This window comes from Corynebacterium pseudokroppenstedtii, from assembly GCF_019754945.1.
GTDB lineage: Bacteria > Actinomycetota > Actinomycetes > Mycobacteriales > Mycobacteriaceae > Corynebacterium > Corynebacterium pseudokroppenstedtii.
Window position 1 is genome coordinate 263,564 of the sequence record NZ_JAEUWU010000005.1, and the last position, 22,867, is coordinate 286,430.

Consider the following 22,867-nt stretch of genomic DNA (forward strand, 5'->3'; position numbering starts at 1 on the left):
AGGAGAAGGATGGCCTCTTTTCGTGGCCCCCGCGGTGGGGCAGGGAATCGCCTTAACCTCTCACTCGAGGAACTCGATTCCGACCAATACGAAGCGGCAACAGCCCCACGAGGCCCCCTCGCCATCGTCGCCGGAGCAGGGACGGGCAAAACGCGCACAATCACCCATCGCATCGCCTACCTGATCAATCAAGGATTTGTTACTCCACAACAAGTCCACGCCGTCACCTTCACCACCAAAGCCGCCGAAGAAATGAGAGAGCGCCTCCGCATCATGGGGGCAGGCGCGGTCCAAGCACGGACATTCCACGCCGCGGCCCGCAAACAGCTCTCCTACTTCTGGCCACGAATAGCCGGCGACCTGCCGTGGCGAATCCTCGACGACAAATTCCGCATGGTGTCCAGGGCACTTCGCCACACCGGAATCAAAGCAGGGAAAGACACCATCCGCGACGTCATCGGCGAAATCGAATGGTCCAAAGCCAGGTTGATCTCCGCCGCCGACTACGAAAAACGCGTCGAACAACTCCACCGCGAACCCCCCATCGCAGCAGAAAAAGTTGCCGACGCATACCGCGTCTACGAAGACATTAAAGCGACACCCGACGGCGTCTTCCTCGACTTCGACGACCTCCTGCTCTACGTCGCCGGCGCGATGGAGAACCTGCCGGAAGTCGCAGAAGAATTCCGCGCGAGATACCGAAGCTTTGTCGTCGACGAGTTCCAGGACGTCACGCCCCTGCAGCAACGAGTGTTGGACGGGTGGTTAGGAGACCGCGACGATATCACCGTCGTCGGAGACGCAAACCAGACGATCTACTCATTCACCGGCGCGGATCCGTCGTTCCTCCTTCGCTTCCCCCGGCGCTTCGAGAACGCCACAGTCGTGCGGTTGCAGCGCGATTACCGCTCCACGCCGCAAGTCGTCGGCCTGGCTAACAAAGTCATTTCTCAGTCACGCGACGAGGTGTCGACAGCTGACTTCACGCTCGAAGGTCAGCGCCCCGCCGGCCCTGAACCAGTATTCGAAGAATTCGACGACGAATCCCTGGAAGCCGCCGTCGTGGCGCGCAGAATTCGGCGGCTCATCGATTCCGGTGTTCCGCCGTCGGAAATAGCGATACTGTTCCGCCTCAATGCGCAATCGGAAAAGTTTGAGCACGCGCTGGACGAAGCCAACATCCCGCACCATGTCCGCGGGGGAAAGAGCTTCTTCGACCGCGCCGAGATCACCGGTTCGCTGGCGGCATTAGAGCGTCTGGCCAGTGCCCATATGGAGTCGGGGACTATCCACACCGGCGATGAACTCATTTCTGATATCAAGGCCGTCTTGGCTCGTCAAGGGTTGTCCGCCCGCGCCCCGGCTGGCGAACGAGCACGCGAGAGGTGGGAATCGCTATCCTCCCTCTACCACCTGATCGTGGATATCGTTCACGCCTCGCCCGGCGCGGACATGCCCGCCGTGATGAGCATCCTCCGCGAGCGCGCCCAGTCGAACCGGCCCCCAGCAGGAGTAGAAGGCGTTACCTTGGCGACGATCCACGCTGCAAAAGGCCTGGAGTGGGACGCCGTGTTCGTCGTCGGCCTTGTTGAAGGAACACTGCCCATTCGACAAGCTATCGCGCTGGGTTCGTCGGCGATCGAAGAAGAACGCCGGTTGCTGTATGTGGCGGTGACTCGTGCGCGTGAGCATCTGCAATTGAGCTGGTCGCTGGCGCGCGAGTCCGGGGGTCAGGCGTCCCGGAAACGTACGCGGTTCCTCGACGGCATCGTGCCCACGTCGAAGAGTTCGGCTGACCGCCCGCGGAAAGGAAAACGCAGCTCACGGCTGTGTTCGGAGTGTGGGGCCACGCTACAAACCCCGGCCGAGAAGGTGATGGGGCATTGCGCCAATTGTGGCGGTGACGTTGACGCCGAGCTGGTTGATGCTCTGCAGCGCTGGAGGTCGCGGCGCGCGCACCAGCAGGGAACGCCCAGCTACACGGTGTTTAGCAACGCCACCATGATGGCCATCGCTGAGCGGCAACCGTCTACCGCGGAAGAACTCCTGGACATCAGCGGGATCGGCCCCGCGAAACTGGAACTCTACGGAGACGATATTCTCCGCATCGTTGCGGAATCAACATAAGGCGGAGGGTTGACGTAACTAGCCGGTCGCGATGCCTGATCTCCTCGCGCTGTTACTGCCATCGCGGACCGATAATGCCACACACGGGGCAATGCGGGTCCCTGGCAATCGGCGACCGCACGACCTCCATTGTCCGAGGATTAATACTTACCGACGCGCCCATCGTCGGCGGGGCCGGAAGCGACGGAACAGCGAGCCAGTCGTTAAACGCCGACCATTGCGCCGCGATGATCCCGCGGGCGACAGTGACCATCTCATGCGTGAGCGTCAGCGTGCCAGTACGGCGGCCAGAGATCGCCTCGTCGACCAGGTCAGGAGATACCGTCGCCATATGCATACATAGCGGGCAGCCGGTGGCGTTACCTGCCGAACGTGCCGTCGTTCCGGTCATAGCGGGGCCGATCCGGAGCGCACCATCACGAATGGTCACGAATAAATATGGCTCATTGACTGCGGCGAGCAGACCAGGGGAGGGCGTTGCCACCGCAACGATGCTTGCCCGAACTTCGGTTCGTTCGGGACTCCGTGGCTCGGACGGCTCATTCGACTCAGGCAGCCCAGGCAAGTCCATGTGGGACGCCAGTGCGCTGCCGGTAGTTTCCACAATGCTAGGCGAAAACACAGGCTGACCAGGAAATATATCGCCAAGAACATGCGACAACGGCTCCACGGCAATGATCCTGCGCGGGGGAGCGAGGCTCGTTCTGCTTTGCCCGGGCCGGACATTCCCGGAGATCAGCAAAGGAGTGCGCAGCAGTTCGTCGATAAGTGTGAGCGCGAAAGATCGAGACACTGCCTGCTCAATTCTGCTGATTATTGCCGACGTCGGCTGTGGGTATGAACAAGCGAGGAGTGCTCGGGCGACGCGCTGGGTGGTGGGTCGGTCGGCCATCGGAATCACGACTGCGGTGGAGATATCCGCACCGACGCGGAGCCACCCGTCCGGGCGGACAAACACGCGGGTTCCGGATGATAGACAGATAGTGTGTGGCCACCGCACGGTGCTCCCCCTCGATTGTGAATAATTCATTCGTGTGAATTCCCCCCCCGCTGCACACTCAGACAAAGCACACTCAGGCACACTGCTTTCCAGCACAGTGCTATGTGTAGTGTACCGGCAGCCCTCCGGCCACACTGTAGAGTGAAACTATGCCCCACAGAGTCAAGCGAGACGTCGCTGCGGTCGTGGAGGACTTTGCGCCAGAGGTGGAAATACGTCTGTCGTCGCGGAGGAAGAAAACATTGTCCGCCCGCCGTGAGTCCGGCCGGATCGTCGTCATGGCACCGGCGCGGATGTCGGCTGCTTCGTTGCGTGATTCTGTGGAGTCCCTTGTTCGCAGGGTGGAGAAGAAGTCGTCAGTCGCAGATAAGTCAGATGACGATCTCCACCGGCGGGCCCGTCGTCTGAATGCGAAATATTTGGAAAACCGTGCGGAATGGACGGATATTCGGTGGGTGACCAATATGGAGCGTCGGTGGGCTTCATGTTCCACGGATACGGGGAGAATTCGGATTAGTCATTACCTGAAGGACGTTCCCGATTACGTCCTTGACCAGGTTATTGTTCATGAGCTAGTGCATACCTTCATTCCGAACCACTCGGCAGAATTTTACGCGTGGGCGCATCGCATTGATTATTGGGAGCGCGCTGATGGGTACTTGGAGGCTTACCAGCGGTGGGGCCGCGGAGGTAGACAGTCCTCGTAGTAACGACGACGATCCGCGCCGAGTCCAAAGGATGGACTAGTTGAAAGGCGGCCTAAGCGGTGCGTCCGGTGTGGCGTCGAGCACTAAGCCCCGTCATGATCATTTGTGTGGCCAGAATGGCGCCGACCCCTTCACCGCACCGGAAACGAAGAGCAAGCAAAGGCTCCAACCCCAAGTGCGTAATGACAGTGCGATGAGCTTTTTCCCGGCTCACATGAGCCGCGACCAGATGCGATTGGACCGCGGGATTAATCTGCACCGCAGCCAACGCGGCCACAGAAATAGCGAGCCCATCCAAGACAACGACATGGTGATTATCCAACGCGCCCAAGCACAGTCCGGTCGTGACCGCGAACTCGGGCCCGCCGAACTCGGCAAGAGCATCAATAGGGGAGGAGGGGTGAACGCGCGACAGAGCCTGCCGGGCAACCTCGCGTTTCCGCTCCATCATGGCGGTATCGGAGTGGGCGCCAACGCCTACAGCATCGTCGACATCAAGCCCGGTGAAATGCGCTGCCACAATGGAGGCAGGAGTGGTGTTCCCGATTCCAACCTCACCGACGGCAAACAGCGTGGGTTCAGTGAATTCACCGGCAAGTTTCCGCCCGTAGTCAACAAACGCGCGGGTATCCGCAGCAGATAGGGCCGGGGCTGTAGCGATATCCCCACGCGCATCGTGAGCGTGGACATAACGAATAGGATGGGCACAATCGTTGCGTCCTTCGCGACATTTACGGTTCCGCTGGTCACCGTGGCTTGAATCGCCCTCAATACCCGCGTCAATAAGAAGCGACGGGATTCCTGCTCCAGCTGCCGTCGTCACACCCAGGCTTTCTCCAACGGCTGACGCGTCCATAATTTCCCGCGTGACGGACGGCGAAAATGATGAGACACCATGCGCTGTCACGGGATGGTCAGCCCCGATAAGAATGTGCTGGGCGTTATGTATATCACCGACCGCGGCAACTTTGTCCATGGTCGTATCCAGGATGCCCAGCGAACCGGGAGGGGTGAGAAGCCGGTCGGAAGAATCGTGAGCTGCGACAACATGCGCCTGATCTGGCATATGGCCGTCATCGGGCGTCGCGACCGCATTTGCTGGTGACTCGGCTCCGTCGCGCCACCCATTCCGCATAATGAGGTTCTCAACGGGAAGTTTCTTGGACCACGCACGCCGCTCGAGCCCAGGCGACGGCGGGCGCTCGTCCGGCCACCCCATGCACATCCACCCCAGCGTTTCAACCCCCTCGGGCAGATGCAGCAGTTCGGCCAGGTCATCGGGGCGGAATAGTGTTACCCACCCCATACCGAGCCCATAGGCCCTCGCGGTCAACCACATGTTCTCGATGGCTGCCGCGCAACTCCACAGGTCGGTATCAACAAAAGTGTTGCGCCCCAAGACCCCGGACGCTGGGGTTCGCCGATCACAGGCGACCACAATTCCCAGCGGTGCCTCCTTAATCCCGTCGAGTTGCAGGTCAAGCAGCCGCTGTTTCCTATCGGGTGTCAGCAGCTCGGCTTGTTTTAGCTTTTCGACGTCGGCCAGCATGGCGACTTTATCGCGAAGAGCGGGATCGTCGATGATGATGAACCGCCATGGCTGGCTATGTCCGACGCTAGGTGCAGCATGGCCAGCGTCGATGACAGTTCGGACAAGGTGGTTAGGCACCGGTTCTGAGCGGTAGCGGCGTATATCGCGTCGTGCTCCAATAACGCGGTCCAACGCAGCACGCACGTCCTCTGGCAACGCCCATCCGTCTGGTTTTTCAGCGCGCTCGGTGGCTGAGGTTGTATCGCCTATGACGGGGGTCGGGCGCTCCCATCGACGGTCGTTATTCATGTGCTGCTTGTCTTCCGCTGTGAATATCTAGTGTGAGTATGTCGTGCGAGTGTCTATTTGTCGTCGTCGCCGGACCCATCGGTGTTGTCTTCATCACCGCCACTCGAGCCCTTCCCGCGGGTAGAACCATCCTCGTCTGCATCATCGCCATCACTAGGTGTGTTACCGGACTGTTCATTGAGTTCACGCTCTAATTTTTCAATTTCGCTAATAGGGTTGAACTCGTCGTCGTCCGATTCTCCCAGAATGCCGTCGATGAATTCGGCCGGATGGGCGATATCGTCAGCCGTGGGAAGGAAATCGGGGTGGTCCCACACATGGTCACGTCGATCAATACCCACCGCAACAGTGAGCCGCCGCCACAGTTCTGCCGCTTCGTCGGCGTGGCTAGCAGAGAAGTCCAGTCCGGTGTTCCCCGCCATGTTTTCCAATCCGGGTTTCATCGCGCGCCGGGCTGACCAGGATTTTTGGATCGACTCCATGACCGGGATGCGGTCGAAGAGAGCGTCGGCAAGAACGTTGTCCACCCAGCCTTCAACGAGAGACAGCATGGTGTCTAACTGGATGCCCGCGTGTTCATTCGAGGCGACAATTTGGGGCGAGAGATCCATGTTTTGAATCTGCTGGAACATGTCTTGCATCCGCGATGGGTCCGAGAGTGCCTCGGGGTCAATGGACCGGGAGGCTTCTTCCATCGCGGACGTATCCAGCGACAGTCCACGTGAATACGTTTCGACGGCGAGAAGCAGACGCTCTTCGAGCCACGGAACGTAGGCGAATAGTCGCTGGTGGGCTAGTTCCCGTGCGCACAGGTAAATAAGCACCTCACGCTTGGGTTTGTTAAATTCCTCGGCAAGAGTGCTCAGCTGGCCAGTGAGCAGTGCGCTGCCATGCTTCTCATCTAAGGAGAACCCCCACTCGGAGACGCTCGTGACAGAGGTGGCAATATCCCCCAAGATGCGTCCGAGTTGCATCCCCATGTTCATGCCACCGACCTGGGCTAACATGCCGAGCAGCGAACCAGCCATCTGCTTCGCTTCTTCGGGGAGGGCATCCTTTTGTGCTTCATTAAGGCTTTCTGCCACAGGATTTATAAAGCGCTTCCAGGTGGGGAGCGTGCGGGACAGCCACTCCGACGGATCCCATACTTCAGGGACTTTTCCGTTACTCGGCAGGATCGTCGCATTGCTGAGCCACAGTTCGACCAGGCTCGTGGAATCTTCGACGGCCTTCTGATCAGACTGTCGGACAGGTGCCGGGTTGGATTGCTTAATGGTCTGGCGGGCAATCTTATCGGCCATCGCAAAATTGATGGGGCCTTTGGCATCAGGGGAGTTCATCGAAGACCCCATCCCAGACAGCATCGTCCCGAACTGGCTAAGAATGTCACCTAAACCGCCCTGACCAGAGGATCCACTTACAGCGAAACCGCCGGGAAATGCGCTAAAACCGGGTATATCGCCACCCGAGCGACCACCCATATTGAAGAATGCCTCAAAAGGGTTACCGCTGCCACCAGGGGAGTTGCCGCCATCATTGTCTTCGTGGCGTTCATTGCCGCTATCCCCGCGACCACTGTTTCCGCTAGAAGGATTGCCCTGGCCGCTATCGCCGTTCTGGTTATTGTTGTTCTTGTTGCTGTGGTCGTTACCGTCGTTACCGTCGTTACCGTCGTTGTTGTCGTTATTGTTCGAAGAAAAACCGAAGCCGTGGTTACTCATACCCTCTACGGTACCGGCTTTGGAAAGCATCTCTCCACATGCTAATAGCGAACGGCCGTCGTCGTTGCTGGCGTGGCATCCGGTACGCTTGATCGCTGTGAGTCTGCGCAACAAGACAATTATTCTCGGTGCAATTCCCGTGGTTGCGTCTGCTGTTGCACTGAGTTTGACGGAAATCCCCGGCACCTCGATTGATCTTTCTGTGCCCTATGCTGCAGAAGGTCCTGGTCCGACATTTAATACGCTGGGCACAACGGGCGGTAAGAGTGTCGTCGACATTTCGGGAACAAAAACCTATCCGACGTCCGGCCATTTGAATATGACCACGGTGTCTGTTCGTCATGGCATGTCGCTGCCACAGGCGATTACTCGGTGGGCAACAACGAACGACACACTGGTTCCGATTGAGCAGATTTTCCCCTCCAATCAGTCGCCGGAGGAAGTGAATAAGGAAAATCAGGCCGCGTTTGCGTCGTCGGAAAATAATGCGACGTCCGCAGCGATGAAGTACCTTCATCGACCGATGGCGGTCACGGTGATGTCCCAGCCCGAGGGGTCCGACCAGATCCATAAGGGGGACATCATTGAGGGGATCGATGGCAAGGAAATCGACCAGCCGCAGGATCTGGTCAAGGTTGTACGTGACCATAAAGTGGGAGATCAGGTCACCCTTCAGGTTCAGCGTGATGGCAAATCCGAGGACGTCTCCGTTCCCGTGCGACAAGGGGAGTCTGATGACACTCCGATTTTGGGCATCACCATCAAACAAGAGCCTGCCGACGGGACGACGATCGACTACCACCTGGATGACATTGGTGGCCCATCAGCGGGGCTGATGTTTACTTTGGCGGTCGTCGACAAGCTGACCCCCGACAACCTTACCGATGGGAAATTCATCGCAGGGACGGGCACGATCGACGCGAACGGTGACGTTGGGCCGATCGGTGGAGTCTCCCACAAGATTGACGCTGCGAAGAAGGCGGGGGCGACGGTGTTTATGACTCCGTCCGATAACTGTACGGAGGCGCTGTCGGGTGATCATGATGGCGTTGTGTTGGCGAAGGTCAATAACCTTTCCGACGCTGTTGCCGCGTTGAAAGAGGTCAAGGCGGGCAAGAAGCCGAAGAGCTGTTCGGAGTAACGGACCGCGGTATTGGCAATCGGCGTGTCCTGTGGCAAGCAGTTGGCGATCGTTAGCGATCAGAGGAAAATGTACAACGCCCGCTCTCTCAGGATGTCGTGTGCCGCCATAATGCTGTGTGATCGTGGAGAGATGGGGGTTATCATGCGGAAAGAAGGCTTTCGTACTGGATGCTAAGTTTCTACGAATGCGTACGGTACATCCATGAAACGTCATGGCGTGGCCGAGTACATTTGTGGTCGAGCAGCAGTATTCAACCCCGGTGGCGAGTCGCGATGCGGGAGACATGTCGAGTGGCACAATTTTGGATGGTGCTGGAAGGACATGGTGGGAATAGAGTGGCATGTATCGTTTGCCAAACCCCCAATGAGTACGCTTATATCTTTATAGCTAAATTGGTCTAGTCAGATCTGAAGGGCTGTGGAGTCAGGGTTGCCCCGTGATTCACAGTTTCGTTTTATACGAAGGAGTTAACGTGCGAGAGCGTCAATCTGACGGAAGCCAGCCCATCAAAGGCGTGGGTAAATTTGCCGCGACGTCAGCTCGAACACACAGAAAATCTCATGCTGACGGCGAAAGTGCTCCAGCAGTGGTCGCCGAAGATATCGCGCTGTCAGCTGCCGAAGGCCGAGTATTTGGGCATCTTAATTTCACCGTGCCCGGTAGCGGGTTGACTATTCTTTCCGGCCGCGGAGGATCAGGCCGAACATCACTAGCGTTGAGTATTTCTGGGCGGATGAAGTTGGATGCTGGTACGTTGACCGTGCTTGGGGAGCGAAAGCCTAACAAAATTAATAAAATGGTGGCAATTGCCGGGGTCGATGAGATCGATGGCCTGGATGGCGATGTTCGTCTCCGAACGGTGTTGACTGAGCATAAGAGTTGGTCACACCCATGGATAGTGTGGACGAAGCCCGCTGATCAGGAATACTATGAATCTTTGTGCGGGGATGTCTTCGGCGACCGAGCCTTACCGTCATTAGACTCTTATGTCGCTGAATTGACCAGCTTGGACAACATTTTGATCAGAATTTCTCTTGCGCTGGCTCCGGCAAATTCCGAAGAAATCGGACTATTGGTCATGGATGATCTCGAGCAAGTTCGAGAGTATGACTTGCGCCTTGTTCTCATTCATGTTCTCTCGAGATTAGCTCAACGAATGCCAGTGATCGTGAATACGGTCAATCCGATTCCAGATTCACTCATGCCAGATCACACGTTGATTGAACTCTTTAATACGGATAACGACAGCGTTGTTCCAATAGTTGAGGAGTTACCCCCGGGGGTTCTGCAAGACAGAAACACTGCCCGTTCCACTGATTCTGTATCCGTTAATCCATCCCCTGATACCCAGGACAATATAAATAATAACGAGACTGCCAGGTTTGATGCGGTAGCCGCTGGATCCGATGAGGAGACACTTTAATGATTTCTGGTTTGAATTTAGGCTCAGAGCTCCGCCGTTTTCGTCGTTCCAAATTGGGGCGTCTGGCAGTTGGTGCCATTATCTTTATTCCTCTTCTTTATTCCTGCCTTTATTTGTGGGCTTTTTGGAACCCTTTTGGGCACGTGGAGAAGCTTCCTGTTGCATTCGTTAACGACGATAAAGGTGCGAATGTTCAGGGAAAGGAGTTACGTGCAGGTGACCAGATTTCCGATAAGTTAAAAGACGATAAGCGCATTGACTTTGACTTTGTCAGTAATGATAAGGCCACGAAGGGGGTTGAAGACGGAGACTATTACTTTATGGTCCGTCTTACGCCGGACTTTTCTAAAGCAGTCGCATCCCCCAGTGGTACGAAAGCTGAGCAGGCCGTTATTCAAACTAACTACAACACGACTAACGGCTACCTGGCAACGCTGATCGGACAGAACACCATGCGTGAAATGGTGCCCGTGATTTCATCAACCCTTGGAGAACAGGTTGTAGGAAAAGTTTTGGTCAGTATGCAAGAAGCTGGTGCAGGGATTGGCCAGGCCGCTGACGCTGCTGACAAGTTGCAGGATGGATCTAATCAAGTTGGGGACAAACTGGGAGATCTTAAGGATGGAGCTGATCAACTAGATTCTGGTCTCGGCAACGCGCATGATGGCGCGAACCAATTAGCGTCAGGTGCAACAAAAGTGAATAGCGGGGCAAATGATCTTTCCCAAGGGGCATCGACGCTGCACGACAAGTTGGCCGAGGCTAGCACAGGCGTGAACACTCTTTCGGAAAAGATGGGTGAGGCCAAAGCAGGCTCAGATAAGATTCACGACGGCATTGGTCAGGTTGATCAAAAACTCGGTGAGGTTTCTGAGGGATCAGCTAAAGTTGCGGCGGGCGCAGACCAGATAAAGGCCCAGGTCCAGCAAAGTACTGCGCCGTTGGCAGGGATCGATGCAAAAATGGGGCAGCTCACTGGTGGCCTCGATCAGCTCGGTACCGTCGCAACGCAAGTCAACGGTGGCGTTCAGCAAATCAACGGTATCGCCCAGCAAGCGTCGAAGGCCCAAACTGGTCAGTCAGACAAAGTTAGGGCTATCGCTAGTCAGCTGCATAAATCGTCAGATCCTACAGCACAGAACGTTGCGAACCAGCTTGACGGGCTCGCGGTGCAAATTGACTCGCAGGGGTTAGGTAAGAATTCAGAAAACCTCGCCAAAGTTAACCAGCTTTCACAGGGGACGTCTGCGCTGGCTTATCAGCTTAACGATCCTTCTGCTGAGTTCCGTGGTGGGATTAACCAGCTTGCTAATGGTGCAGGACCAATTCAGAGTAAAATTAATGAGCTCAACACGGGGCTTGACCAGTTAAGTGAAGGCGCTAACACTGTGGCATCAGGGTCAAGTCAGCTGCGTAAGGAGGGCACAACACCCCTTGTTAACGCTTCGGGTCAGTTAAGTTCCGGTTTGGGACAGTTGGATTCTGGTGCCCAGACTCTTAAGGCAGGAATGCCCCAGGCTGTTCAAGGATCTGCGAAACTAGCCGATGGGGGTAAGCAACTGGCCGCTGGCACGAATCGGCTTAAAGATGGTGCTACTCAATTGTCAAGCGGCACTACCCGGCTTCAACAGGGAGCGCATAAGCTTTCCGATGGTGCCGGCAAGTTACAGGATGGCTCAGGTAAGATTTCCACCGGCTTGGGTGAATTGAAGGACAAGTTGGGCGATGGGGCTAAGAAGGTTCCCTCATGGACGACACCTCAGCGTGAGGCGTCAGCGCGCGTCATGTCTGATCCTGCAAAGTTGTCGGCAAAGGATTTTTCAGGGGATCAAGTCTTCGGTTCCGGCCTAGCTCCGTTCTTCTTCTCATTAGCAATGTTCATCGGTGGCCTCATTACATTCTTATTGCTCCGGCCACTTCAGAACCGGGCCGTAGCATCGGGTGTTGCCCCCTTGCGCGCGGCGCTTGATGGCCTATGGCCGGCCAGCATCATCGCTATCCTTCAAGCGACGATGATTATTGTGGTCACGCTAACTCTAGTGGGAATGGATGTGGCACACCCGTGGGCACTATGGATCTTCTCAATCGGCGTTTCCATTGTGTTCGCTGCTATTAACCAAATGTTGAACGTCGCATTGGGGCCTGGGCCCGGTAAGGTTGCAGCGATGGCGTTGCTGATGTTGCAGATTCTTTCGTCAAACGGGCTCTACCCTGTTGAGACGGAGCCTAAACTATTCCAGTGGCTACACCCAGTTAACCCCTGGACTTACTCAGTGAACGGGTTCCGCCAATTGATGTACGGCAACATTGATCAGCGTCTGCCTCAATCAATACTGGCGCTTATCATCATTGGTGCCATTTGTATTGGCATCACCGCGCTGTGTGCCTACCGTGACCGGAAGTGGACGGTGGAGCGGTTACACCCCGCGATCGATATTTAGTGTGCTGATGTCAGAGCGCCCCAGCTGTATAGCCGGGGCGCTCTTTTTAGGTTTGGTAGCTACTGCTTAGTTACTACTCGGTGTCATCAGTTGGGATGTAATACGGGCAACCAACAGGGGAGTAAGGCTCTAGTAGTCCGAGTCAGTCGTGAAGGAGGCGTTATCGACAGGCGTCTCGTCACTGTCTTCGACAGGCTCAAACGTCGAACGCAGGAGCTCAACAATCTCGGGAGCGATATCGGGACCTCCAAGGAGTTCGATGTTGTCTTGACTGAACGCGCCGGCTGCATCCAATTCTTCTTCGGTAGGCCGTAGCTGAAGCAAGGTAAGGTCGGGCCCGCCGTTAATCATCCCGCTAAATAGCCGAGCTTTGCGAGGACGTGAACCTGGCTCCGCGGCAATCGTGAACATAATTTCGTGGGCCAGGATCGCGCCAGCCACGGTTGGCGGCCAGGCGGTCCGGGCGACGTAATCGTGAAGCTCGTCTCCGGAGCCGATCTCCGGTAGGTCTTGGACAACGAGCGTTTAATTTTGTTCCTCCTCCTCATTAATGAGGTTTCCCGTTTCTCGGGCAATAATTGTCCCCGGAACTAAGCCAAACAATGTTGGGGGCTGATCCCACCCTTCGGCGTGAATAAAGTCAACAGCTTCACGCATTGCTCGTTCTAGGAGCTGCTGTGTGGTGGGTTGGTGCCGGGTGAAATGCGAAGTATGAGTTGAAGATCGCGTCCTATTGGGTGATGTAGCAGGCGTTGATGACGAGGAAAAAGGACTAAATTCGGACATACAGAAAGTATTCATGCCGCGCTGGTGGGCTCGCAAGAAACACGCTCGCGGGGCTCGGTTGCACGCGGAACTCCTAGGTTATCGACGCCGGCCCAGGTTCAAGTACAGTGAACAGCAATGACCCTCTGATTAGGAGAAGCGAAAAGGTGCCCAAGTCGGTTAAGCGAAAGGCTCCCCGCCGGTGGGCCGTTGTTGCGGTGATACTGGCCATTATCGTCATGCTGTTGCCTGTCGCAGTAGCTGTTTTTACTGATGTTGCATGGTTTAATTCCATGAACTTCGGCCGAGTGTATGTCACTGAACTCGTCACTCGGATCGTGCTGTTCGTCGTGGTTGGGCTGCTTGCCGCCGCGTCGATATGGGCAGCCGCGTGGGTAGCCATTAAGTATCGCCCTCTTGTTCCCGAAGACGCAGACCCCCACAGTCCGCTCGAGGCCTATCGGCAGGTTATTGTTCGATCCTCACGGGCTGTTCTGGTGGGTTTGCCGCTGGTTGTCGGGCTATTCGCCGGATTAGCTGCACAGTCCGAGTGGCGCATGATCTTGATGTTTATGCATCGTGAGAGCTTCGGCGAATCGGATCCGCAGTTCCACCACGACTACGGGTTCTATGCATTTAGCGTGCCGTTCTGGTCATGGCTGCTCTCGGTCCTGTTGACGCTGACGGTTGTGGCGTTCGTCGTTAACCTCGTCATGAACTGGCTGTTGGGGGCTATCCGGACGGGGGATCCCCGCGCCGGTAAGCGGGCGACGGTGATGAGCCAAGCTCGCGTGCAGATGGCGTCGATCGCCGGAATTTTCATGGTCGTGAAGGCCGTCGACTATTGGTTCGATCGCTATCGCTTGCTGTCTAAGGACCATTCGACATTCACGGGCGGCTCCTTCACCGACATCAATGCTGTGTTGCCCGCAAAGATTGTCTTGCTCGTCGTTTCTGTTGTAGTGGCCGCAGCGTTCTTCGCGGCAATTTTCCTCCGGGATCTCAGGATTCCCGCGATGGCAGCGGTGCTGATGGTGGCGTCGGCAGGAATTATTGGAGTCGCATGGCCCTTGGTGGTGGAGCAGTTCAATGTGTCCCCGAACCGTGCTGCTAAAGAACGCGACTACATTGAGCGGAATATTAAGTCGACGCGGTACAACTATGGCCTGACTGACGAGCACGTCACCTACGACCGCAATTGGGGTGCTGATGAGAAATCGAAGTCGGATCAAAACGAGTCGGTAGCGAATGATTCCGCAACCATTTCGAACATTCGGCTGCTGGACCCCGAAGCAATTTCGGCGACGTTTACTCAGCAGCAGCAGCTGAAGAATTTCTACGGGTTCCCCAGTGATCTGAGCATTGATCGTTATGAACACAACGGTGAGATGCAAGATTATGTGGTCGCTGCCCGTGAGCTTGATCCCAAATCGCTTTCCGGTAACCAGCAAGACTGGATAAACAAGCACACGGTGTACACGCACGGTAACGGTTTTATCGCTGCGCCGGCGAACAAAGTCGATGAGGTTGCCCGCGATGTCGGATCGTCCCGCGGCGGGTACCCAATTTATACCGTGGCTGACTTGCAGTCGAAGGACCGTACTAAGTCGGATGACCCGGATACGTTGAAGATCAAGGTTGATCAGCCGCGTATTTATTATGGCCCCCGTGTGGCTGATACTGATCAGGATTACGCCATTGTCGGCGACGACGGGTCTGGAAAACCGCGTGAGTACGACACTGACGGGTCGAATTACACCTATGAAGGTAAAGGTGGCGTCGGCATCGGAAATATCGTTTCCCGCGCCATGTATTCCCTGAAGTATCAGTCGATGAACCTGTTGCTCTCGGACGCGGTGGGCAAAAATTCCAAGATCGTGTACGACCGTGACCCTCGCGACCGCGTGCATAAGGTTGCCCCGTGGTTGACGACGGATTCACAGACGTACCCGGCGGTTATTGATGGCCGTATCAAGTGGATTGTCGACGGCTACACGTCCGTGAACAACTTGCCGTACTCGGAACACACTCAGATTTCGGGCGCGACGGAGGATTCTCTCAACCCTGATGGGACGGAGCAGAACACCGTCGGCAATAGTGTGAGTTACATCCGTAACTCTGTGAAGGCGACGGTGGATGCTTATGACGGGACAGTTGACCTCTATGCCTTTGATGAATCTGATCCGATTTTGAAGTCGTGGCGGCGCAGTTTCCCGGAGACGGTGAAGCCGAAGTCCGATATTTCTGACGAGTTGATGAAGCACCTCCGCTACCCGGAGGATCTGTTTAAGATTCAGCGTGAATTATTAACGCGGTATCACGTGTCGGACCCGGGCGTGTTCTTCACGAACGACTCGTTCTGGTCGGTTCCCCTGGACCCGACTGCTTCTGAGCAGGGGCTGAGGGATAAGAACCAGCCGCCCTACTACGTCGTCGCGTCGGATCCGAAGACCGGGGATCCCAGTTTCCAGCTGATTACGCCATTGCGCGGTTTGAAGCGCGAGTTCCTCTCTGCTCACATGGCGGTATCGTCGGACCCGAAGACATACGGGAAAATCACGGTTCGTGTCTTGCCGACGGATACTCAGACGCAGGGGCCGAAGCAGGCTCAGGACACGATGATGTCCTCGGATCAGATTTCTCGTGAGCGTACCTTGTTAGAGGGCTCCAGTACGTTGATCAACGGCAACTTGCTGACCTTGCCTGTGGGCGACGGCGGAATCCTTTACGTTGAGCCGGTGTATTCGAAGCGCAAGGAGCAGGAATCCGCGTTCCCGAAGTTGCTGCGTGTGCTCGTGTTCTACAACGGGCAAGTTGGGTACGCACCGACGATCGGTGAGGCGTTGAGCCAGGTCGGCATCGACCCGAAGGAAACAACGACGACGAAGGAAGTGGACGGATCCGATAAGGATAAGTCCGACCAGAATGATTCGGATTCCGATTCCGGATCCAACTCCGACGACAACTCTGGTGATAACAAGGACGACTCTGATAAGAACGACTCAAGTTCCACCGCCGTCAGCCCATCCAGCGATGATGTGAAAGAACTTGATGACGCTGTTCAGAGGGTCCGCGACGCGAAGAACAGTGGATCGTTTGAGGACTACGGTAAAGCCTTGGACGAGCTGCAAAAGGCCTTGGAGAAATACCAGAGTGACACTGGCTCTAGTGGGTCGACACAGCTGACAGATACCGAGGGGCCGAAGCTGTCGGGTAGTGGTTCATAGCCAGTGCGCAGGCGATTTCACATTTGTTCCTCGATGCGTTATGTTATCTCTTGTCGCTGACGGGGACACCGTCTCCATGCGACTGTCGCGGGGTGGAGCAGCTCGGTAGCTCGCTGGGCTCATAACCCAGAGGTCGATGGTTCGAATCCGTCCCCCGCTACAAAACAAGCCCCCTATCAGCAGGTGGTGCCGGTAGGGGATTTCGGCATGTCGCCGTCGCTAAGCACTGCTGCTAATCAGGGTTTTACGACAAAAGTGTGTCCGCGCGCCGGAAAACTGCGTGGGTATATCAGGGTCGATTGTGAAAACTGCGGGTGAATATGGGCGAAAAATGGCCGAAAATTGACCATATAGCCCCGCACTTTTATTTTTGGTCACATATTCCCCCGCACTTTGAACTGCTCCCCGTTAGTTGGACTGAGAAATCAGACCCCGACTAGCAGGGAGCAGACTGATGAGAGCACACAGTTCTTTGAGTGAAGTCCAGCGTGAGCAGCTTGTTGAATTATTTGAACACGGCCTGGGCTACACAGCAGCGGCACGACGGCTAGGTGTTGGCCGGAACGCAGCAAAAACACTTCAGCGGCGGTTCATCCTTCATGGCAGACTATGCCTCATGGAGCCCATCAAGCAGCGCTATTCCTTCGAAGTTAAAAAGGAAGTCGTCAAACGGTTCAACGCAGGCCAGTCCAAGATGGAACTGGCCGCCGAATTCGGCCTATCCTCCGACCAGACGGTCAAAACCTGGGTGAGAGCATGGCGCACCGGCGGCGATGAGGCACTACGCCCCAAACGGAGAGGCCGACCACACGGCCCGGCGGGGCCAGCCACCACCGAAGCCCAGCTGCGTCGCAGGGTCGAACAGCTGGAAGCCGAAAACGCCTACCTAAAAAACTGAGGGACTTGAGAAACCAACAGCGAGGATAAAAACCCAGATCATCGCCATTGGCAAGTCAGACCACAAACTTAATGACCTCCTGCGGGCCGCTGGTCTTGCCCGGTCCACCTACTTCTACCACCTGCAACGTCTGAACCGCCCCGATAAACACGCCGAGCTTAAAGCGGCGATACAGGCCATATTCACCGCCAACCAGCAGCGCTACGGCTACCGCCGTGTGCTCGCGGTGTTACGAACCCAGGGCTGGAGTGTCAACCATAAGCTGGTGTTTAAACTGATGGACCAGATGGGGCTAAAATCCAAGGTCAGACGGCGCAAGAAGTACACGTCCTACAAAAGGGCCGTCACCCATAGTGCTGACAACATTCTGGGTCGCCGGTTCACGCCAGATCATCCCAACGCTGTGTGGGTCAGTGATGTCACCGAATTTCGTGTAGCCGGTCGCAAGGTCTATTTATCACCGGTGATGGATCTGTATGACCGCTTGATCCTGGCCTATGAACTATCCACATCGCCGTCAACGGTGTTGACCTCAACGTCGCTGCGGACCGCCCTGGACAGACATCAGCCGGGGCGAGGGTTGCTGGTGCACACCGACCGCGGGGTCCACTATCACCACTTCAGCTGGCGCAGGCTTATCGAGCAGGCCGGTGCTGTCCAGTCCATGTCGCGGAAGGGTAACTGTTATGACAATGCTGTGATGGAGAATTTCTTCGGGCATTTGAAAGCAGAGATGTATCACGGCGAGCATTTCGTCAGCGTCGACGAGTTTTCCCAGGCTGTTGACAGGTACATCGCCTGGTACAACACCGACCGAGTCCAAGAGAGAATCAAGGGGCTTGCCCCCATGCACTACAGGAGACAGGCCCTTGCAGCCATAACCAATTAGAATTAAACCAGTCCAACTTTCAGGGGCCAGTTCAGAGATCGGGACACGGCAGGTCTTTCGCAGGGGAGACAGTGGAAATGAAAAATGATGTGGGTTAGAGCATGCTAAGGAAGTCTCGCCTGGTCAAACGACGCCCACCGCATACGGGGATGAAAACCGAGTTCGTTAAAAGATTGGTTTAGGAAGGAAAGTCCGAATGGGGATTCTTGCAGGTTATTGTGGACGGCCAATCGTGCAGCATGGAAACGTTATTGACTAGCCCTTTACACATGGCAAAGGGCGACTCATGACCTGCGGAGCACAGTGCTTTTTTAATCCGCACTCCGCGTAGATCGTGGTCGCCCTAAATGAAGAATCCTGCGCTATTTACCCGCGATCTATTGATCGTCGCGCAAGTTATTTCCAGCGGTTTCTCCACCGTCTAAGACGAAGGATCCGCCGGACGCAAACGTGGATTCGTCGGAAGCTAAGTACACGATGAGCTGGGAGATTTCGGTCGGCTCGGCGGCTCGGTCGAGCGGAATCTGGCCGAAGCCGCGCTTGAGGTTCGCAGTCAATGGGGTGTTCACGCTGCCGGGGTGGACGGAATTGACTCGGATGCCGTATTTGCCCAGATCCAGGGCCGATGTCTTGGTCAGCCCTTGAACGCCCCACTTGGCGGCGGCGTACGCCGCACGGTGCTTAAAGCCGACGAGCCCCGCGATGGAAGAAATGTTGATGATCGATGATGTCTCCCTCTTCTTGAGCTCCGGAACCGCAGCCTTCATGCCGTAGAACGTTCCGGTGAGGTCAATGGCCAGGGTCAGGTCCCAGTCCTTCAGCGAAGCTTCTTCGACATCACCTGCGGTGAAAACTCCGGCGTTATTGACCAAAACATCGAGGTGTCCGAAGGCCTCTACGGTTTTCTCCACCGCCTCGGTCCAATTATCGAAATCGGTGACATCGAGGTGGACAAAAACGGCTGTGCCGTCGCCGTACTTCTCGTTGAGGTCCTTGGCCAGCTCGGTGCCCTTGTCATCGGCGATATCTGCCAGGGCTACCTTGGCTCCCTGCGAAGCTAGTACCCGAGCGTGGGATTCACCCATGCCAGAGGCAGCTCCGGTGATCAGTGTGACTTTGTCGTGAACGCGTCCTTGTTGGGTATCCATACCCTTACCGTAGGCTCAATCCCACATGATGGACATAGCAACTTTCTGTTTACCGCCCCCGAAAGTAGTGGACTTTGGGGGGCGATTTCTTTACGCTGCTGGCGGGCAGACCGGTGGTACATCTTTCTTTCCGCTTGCCCATTGTTTGAGCGCTGCAACGAAGGCGTTGGTATAACCCACGGTGGCGTTCCCGCGCGGGTGAATCTCGTCGCTCGCGAGTTCACTCACGTGGTCGTCGGCGTAGGCACACCAGTCAGCTGCGTAGACGTTCGGGTACTTCTTGGCAGCGTCGACAACTTGTTGTTGAGCGTCTTGCATGTACCAACGGTCGCCATAGGGCATCGCGATAACGATGGTGTGTTTCGGGCCGATCGACTTGATGATCTCGTCCAGCTGGCCGGGGAATGCTTGCCCATTCGTGCCGAACCCCAGGAAGACGAATTGCCGCAGCGCGTCCTGGGCTTTGAGGTCGGCGATGATCGCGGGAGCGGCCTGGTAGTGGCGGGAAACCTCGGCGTTGATGTCGATGCCGGGGAAGCGCTTTTGCAGCTCGGCCTGGGAGGCGAGCATGACGGAATCGCCAATCGCGTTGATATTCGACCCATCTTTAGGCATGTCGTGTGTCACGACTTTGGGAGCCGGTTTGACAGCGCCTCGCTCGGAGCGGTTTTCCGCTTGTAAGCGCTCCAACTCGGATTCCAGCGCGGTTCCGTGGCTGGTGTTGTGAATAGCCAGGCCGGCGAAGACGCAGCACAGGATCATGGCTGCGGGCACCATCGCGCCGCCGAACCGTTCCCGGCTGGTGGAACGCTCGCCGAAAATCGCGTAGCTCAGCTTGCGTGTACTTTCGATGAACCCGTACCGGCGGATCGGTGTCTCGATGAAGCGGAAGCTCAGCTCAGCCGCGACTAACGAAATGACGATCGCGATGAGCCCCGTGATCCATTTCTTCCGCCCCCACTCGTAATCCTGGAACAGCGTCACGACGAACAGATTGGCGGGCACGTGCCACAAATACAGTGAGAACGAAATGAACCCGAGGTGCCGCAAAACCGTGTTCCGGAAAATCGCCGCGACCGGGCCAGTGTTCCGCACGACGGACGCAATGATGATGGCGACGATCAACGAACTGCTGATGAGGCCACCGCGATACGTGAAGGTGTCTTGGTCGCCCAGCCAGAAGAAGTAGAAGATCTGCACCGCGAGCGCGGGGATAGCCAAGAGGCTCAAGATCCGCCCGTGCTGTAGGAGTCCCTCGCGGTATCCCCAGGTGTCGCCACGTTTTTCCGTTGACGACGAGATAGTGATCGACGCCAAAGCCGCGCCGATGAGCAGCCCGAATGCATGGGTGTCGGTGCCGTAGTAGACGCGGGTTGCGTCGTGCCCGGGGTTGACGATGATGGCCATCGCTCCTGCAGAGATGACGGCGCCAGCGAGGGCCAGCTTCCCGACCAGCCGCGGTGTTTTGCGGAGAATCACTAGCAGCAGCGAAACGATAAGCGGCCAAATGATGTAGAACTGTTCCTCAACCGAGAGGGACCAGTAGTGAGCGAAGATCGGCAGCTCAGACTGTGCGAAATAGCTCTGCGAGTGGGCGATCTGAACCCAGTTATTCACAAAGAGTGCCGACGACCAGAATTGTCTGCCCAGGTTCACATTGACGTCGCCGCCGATTACTCCCGCAATAGCTGCACAAATGACAAGCGTGCTGATGGCTGCGGGGGCAATACGCCTCACACGGCGTATCCAGAAGTTCTTCAGGCTAATCGTGCGGGAATAAACGAATTCCCGAAGCAGCAGGGAAGTGATGAGGAACCCACTGAGCACGAAGAACACGTCGACACCCAGATAACCGCCGGGTAGTACGTTGCCGAAGAGGTGGTAGATCACCACTGAAATGACGGCGAGCCCACGGAGTCCATCAATCCCGGGGACATGTTTAATCCCTGTCGGAGTGCCCTTCGCCGACGTCTTTCCTGCGGTGGAGGCTTTGCCTTTGGTCGGGCTGGTCTGTGGTGCGACCTGGGTTTGAGTTCGTGCCGACGGTGTTCCCGTGGAAGATCTAACGCCTTGCGATCCATCTCTCGATGGGGAGGAGGACACGCCCGCCCGCGATGACTCTGCGCGCGATGATTTGTTTCGGCGTCCCTTGCCTGATTTGCGATCCGACCGCGGTTCGATTCGCTGTGGAAGTGCGGTGCCCTGTGTAAAGCGCGATATCCCGGTGGACCGTGGGAGCTCGACGGGTATGTATTCCGCTCTGAACGGTCTCGGGGGAGCAGGCGTCTTTCGGCCTTCCTCGGGAGTAGTTCCCTCAGACACCTTCTCTGATTCTGAAGCCTTCGCAGTTTCTTGTGGAGCCGCAGCAGTTTCTTGCGAAGCCCTCGCGTCGTCATCTGCAGGATGCGCCTGTGTGGCGTCCGCTTTGTCTTGTGCGGCGTCCGTTTGCCTCTTTACCGGAGCGCTGCCGGCTTTCTTAGCACGGTTCGGCTGTGCCGATCTTTTATCCGACGAACCCTTCGGCCGGGTACTCCGTTGCTCAGCGGAGACTGATGCGTCTGGTCTGGACCCCGAGACCTGCGGTTTCGGACGTCGCAATGAAGGCCGCGGAGCACCACTAACCTCAGACGATCTGTGTGATCGTGACAGGGCCGATCCTGCAGCACGGCTGCGCCCAGCATTTTTCTTCCCGACGGAACCTGCGCCCGTGATCCCGGACATTCCCGAAGGAGTAGTCCGCGCGTCAGCTAAACGACGAGCACCGGCCGGAGCACGGCCGACGTGCCGAAAAGATGGTGTGTCACTCTCACGGGTTGAACTCTGCGACGCCGAGGTGCGACGTCGCGCACTCACGGGCGTTGACGTGCGGGAAACGGAAAAATGCATCTCTGCACCGGCGTGATCGTCGTTCCGGCTCTCACGGCGTCGAACTTCACCACGGTCGCGCCGCTCGCCGTTGTTACTTGCGCGTCTGGTTTCGTCAGCAGCCCCGTCGTCAGGCGTCGTCGATTGTTCTGATGTGGCCGATGAACCACTTTTTGCTGAACCGGACGAACGTGTCGTAGACGACCCAGCCTCGGACGATCCCGTCGTAGGGGCACCGGAAGACGCGCTCGCGGATGAAGTGGAAGAACCGGACTGACCTGGCTCAGGATCGGACTGCTGAGCCGTTGCGGACTGGCTAGGTCTCGGTGAATTACCGATGGTGGAAGCAGACCTCAACAAGGATCCTCCCTGTTGAGCAGCGGATTGCACCGCTTGTGCCGCTCGGCGGGTGGCTTTGCCCAAACCTGCAGGTGAGAGTTTTGGAAGACGCATTCTAGGTTTCGTTTAGCTCGTGAGTGAGATGGCAGAGTGCAAAGTCTAACGCACTTTGGCCGCTGACCACATACGCGCCGATAGGGCCAATGTTGCCGCATATGACCCCGTCGGAGCGGGAGACGGATTTGATCGTAGCCCCTTCAGAAGCAGCCTCGTGCATCTTCAATGTCGCGTTGTCACAATGTTATTAATTTGTTGCATAGAAGATAGGGGAAT

11 protein-coding genes, 1 tRNA gene and 2 pseudogenes are annotated in these 22,867 nt (G+C 56.6%); 8 read left to right on the forward strand and 6 right to left on the reverse strand.

Going from position 1 to position 22,867, the window contains the following annotated elements; genetic code table 11:
* Positions 1-9: 9 nt before the first annotated feature.
* Positions 10-2,127 carry a UvrD-helicase domain-containing protein gene (locus tag JMN36_RS10030; protein WP_221924361.1) on the forward strand — a complete coding sequence of 706 codons (2,118 nt, stop codon included), beginning with the start codon at positions 10-12 and terminating at the stop codon, positions 2,125-2,127.
* Positions 2,128-2,179: 52 nt separating this feature from the next.
* On the opposite strand, the gene JMN36_RS10035 is transcribed toward JMN36_RS10030, so the two are convergent.
* Positions 2,180-3,157 (reverse strand): hypothetical protein, encoded by a 978-nt coding sequence (locus tag JMN36_RS10035; protein WP_221924362.1) that lies wholly within the window; start codon positions 3,155-3,157, stop codon positions 2,180-2,182.
* Between the two features lie 119 nt (positions 3,158-3,276).
* Between JMN36_RS10035 and JMN36_RS10040 the strand changes: the two genes are divergently transcribed.
* Positions 3,277-3,834, forward strand: coding sequence for a M48 metallopeptidase family protein (locus JMN36_RS10040; RefSeq protein WP_204087350.1), 558 nt, complete (start codon positions 3,277-3,279; stop codon positions 3,832-3,834).
* A gap of 52 nt (positions 3,835-3,886) precedes the next feature.
* Here the strand turns inward: JMN36_RS10040 and bluB are convergent, their stop codons facing one another.
* Together bluB and JMN36_RS10050 are read right to left on the reverse strand one after the other, a co-directional pair.
* A complete protein-coding gene (gene bluB / locus JMN36_RS10045) occupies positions 3,887-5,674 on the reverse strand; it encodes a 5,6-dimethylbenzimidazole synthase (protein ID WP_221924363.1) in 1,788 nt (595 codons plus the stop codon).
* Between the two features lie 53 nt (positions 5,675-5,727).
* Positions 5,728-7,395: a zinc-dependent metalloprotease gene (locus JMN36_RS10050; protein WP_236883116.1), complete on the reverse strand. Its 1,668-nt coding sequence runs from the start codon at positions 7,393-7,395 to the stop codon at positions 5,728-5,730.
* Positions 7,396-7,492: 97 nt separating this feature from the next.
* Here JMN36_RS10050 and JMN36_RS10055 point away from each other — a divergent pair, with 97 nt between their 5' ends.
* The 3 genes from JMN36_RS10055 (at position 7,493) to JMN36_RS10065 (ending at position 12,403) form a co-directional block, all read left to right on the forward strand.
* Complete coding sequence (locus JMN36_RS10055; protein ID WP_204088763.1) at positions 7,493-8,536, forward strand: YlbL family protein; 1,044 nt, start codon at positions 7,493-7,495, stop codon at positions 8,534-8,536.
* A gap of 475 nt (positions 8,537-9,011) precedes the next feature.
* Positions 9,012-9,962, forward strand: coding sequence for an ATP-binding cassette domain-containing protein (locus tag JMN36_RS10060; protein WP_204087348.1), 951 nt, complete (start codon positions 9,012-9,014; stop codon positions 9,960-9,962).
* The gene (locus tag JMN36_RS10065) at positions 9,962-12,403 is read left to right on the forward strand and encodes a YhgE/Pip domain-containing protein (RefSeq protein ID WP_012732084.1); all 2,442 of its coding nucleotides are present in this window, start codon (positions 9,962-9,964) and stop codon (positions 12,401-12,403) included. The genes JMN36_RS10060 and JMN36_RS10065 overlap by 1 nt, the downstream gene beginning before the upstream one ends.
* Positions 12,404-12,532: 129 nt before the next feature.
* Here the strand turns inward: JMN36_RS10065 and JMN36_RS10070 are convergent.
* Positions 12,533-13,060, reverse strand: a pseudogene (locus JMN36_RS10070) (PPA1309 family protein).
* A 275-nt stretch (positions 13,061-13,335) separates the two neighbouring features.
* Here JMN36_RS10070 and JMN36_RS10075 point away from each other — a divergent pair.
* From JMN36_RS10075 to JMN36_RS10085, 3 genes and pseudogenes are all read left to right on the forward strand, one after another.
* Complete coding sequence (locus tag JMN36_RS10075; protein ID WP_204087347.1) at positions 13,336-16,395, forward strand: UPF0182 family protein; 3,060 nt, start codon at positions 13,336-13,338, stop codon at positions 16,393-16,395.
* 86 nt (positions 16,396-16,481) lie between these two features.
* Positions 16,482-16,555 (forward strand) — tRNA-Met (locus tag JMN36_RS10080).
* Positions 16,556-16,946: 391 nt separating this feature from the next.
* Positions 16,947-18,182 (forward strand): annotated as a pseudogene (locus JMN36_RS10085) (IS3 family transposase).
* Positions 18,183-18,559: 377 nt separating this feature from the next.
* Here JMN36_RS10085 and chcB1 read toward each other — a convergent pair.
* Positions 18,560-19,330: a trans-4-hydroxycyclohexanecarboxylate dehydrogenase gene (gene chcB1, locus JMN36_RS10090; RefSeq protein ID WP_204087346.1), complete on the reverse strand. Its 771-nt coding sequence runs from the start codon at positions 19,328-19,330 to the stop codon at positions 18,560-18,562.
* Positions 19,331-19,420: 90 nt separating this feature from the next.
* Positions 19,421-22,648 carry an acyltransferase family protein gene (locus JMN36_RS10095; protein ID WP_221924364.1) on the reverse strand — a complete coding sequence of 1,076 codons (3,228 nt, stop codon included), beginning with the start codon at positions 22,646-22,648 and terminating at the stop codon, positions 19,421-19,423.
* Positions 22,649-22,867: the final 219 nt, after the last annotated feature.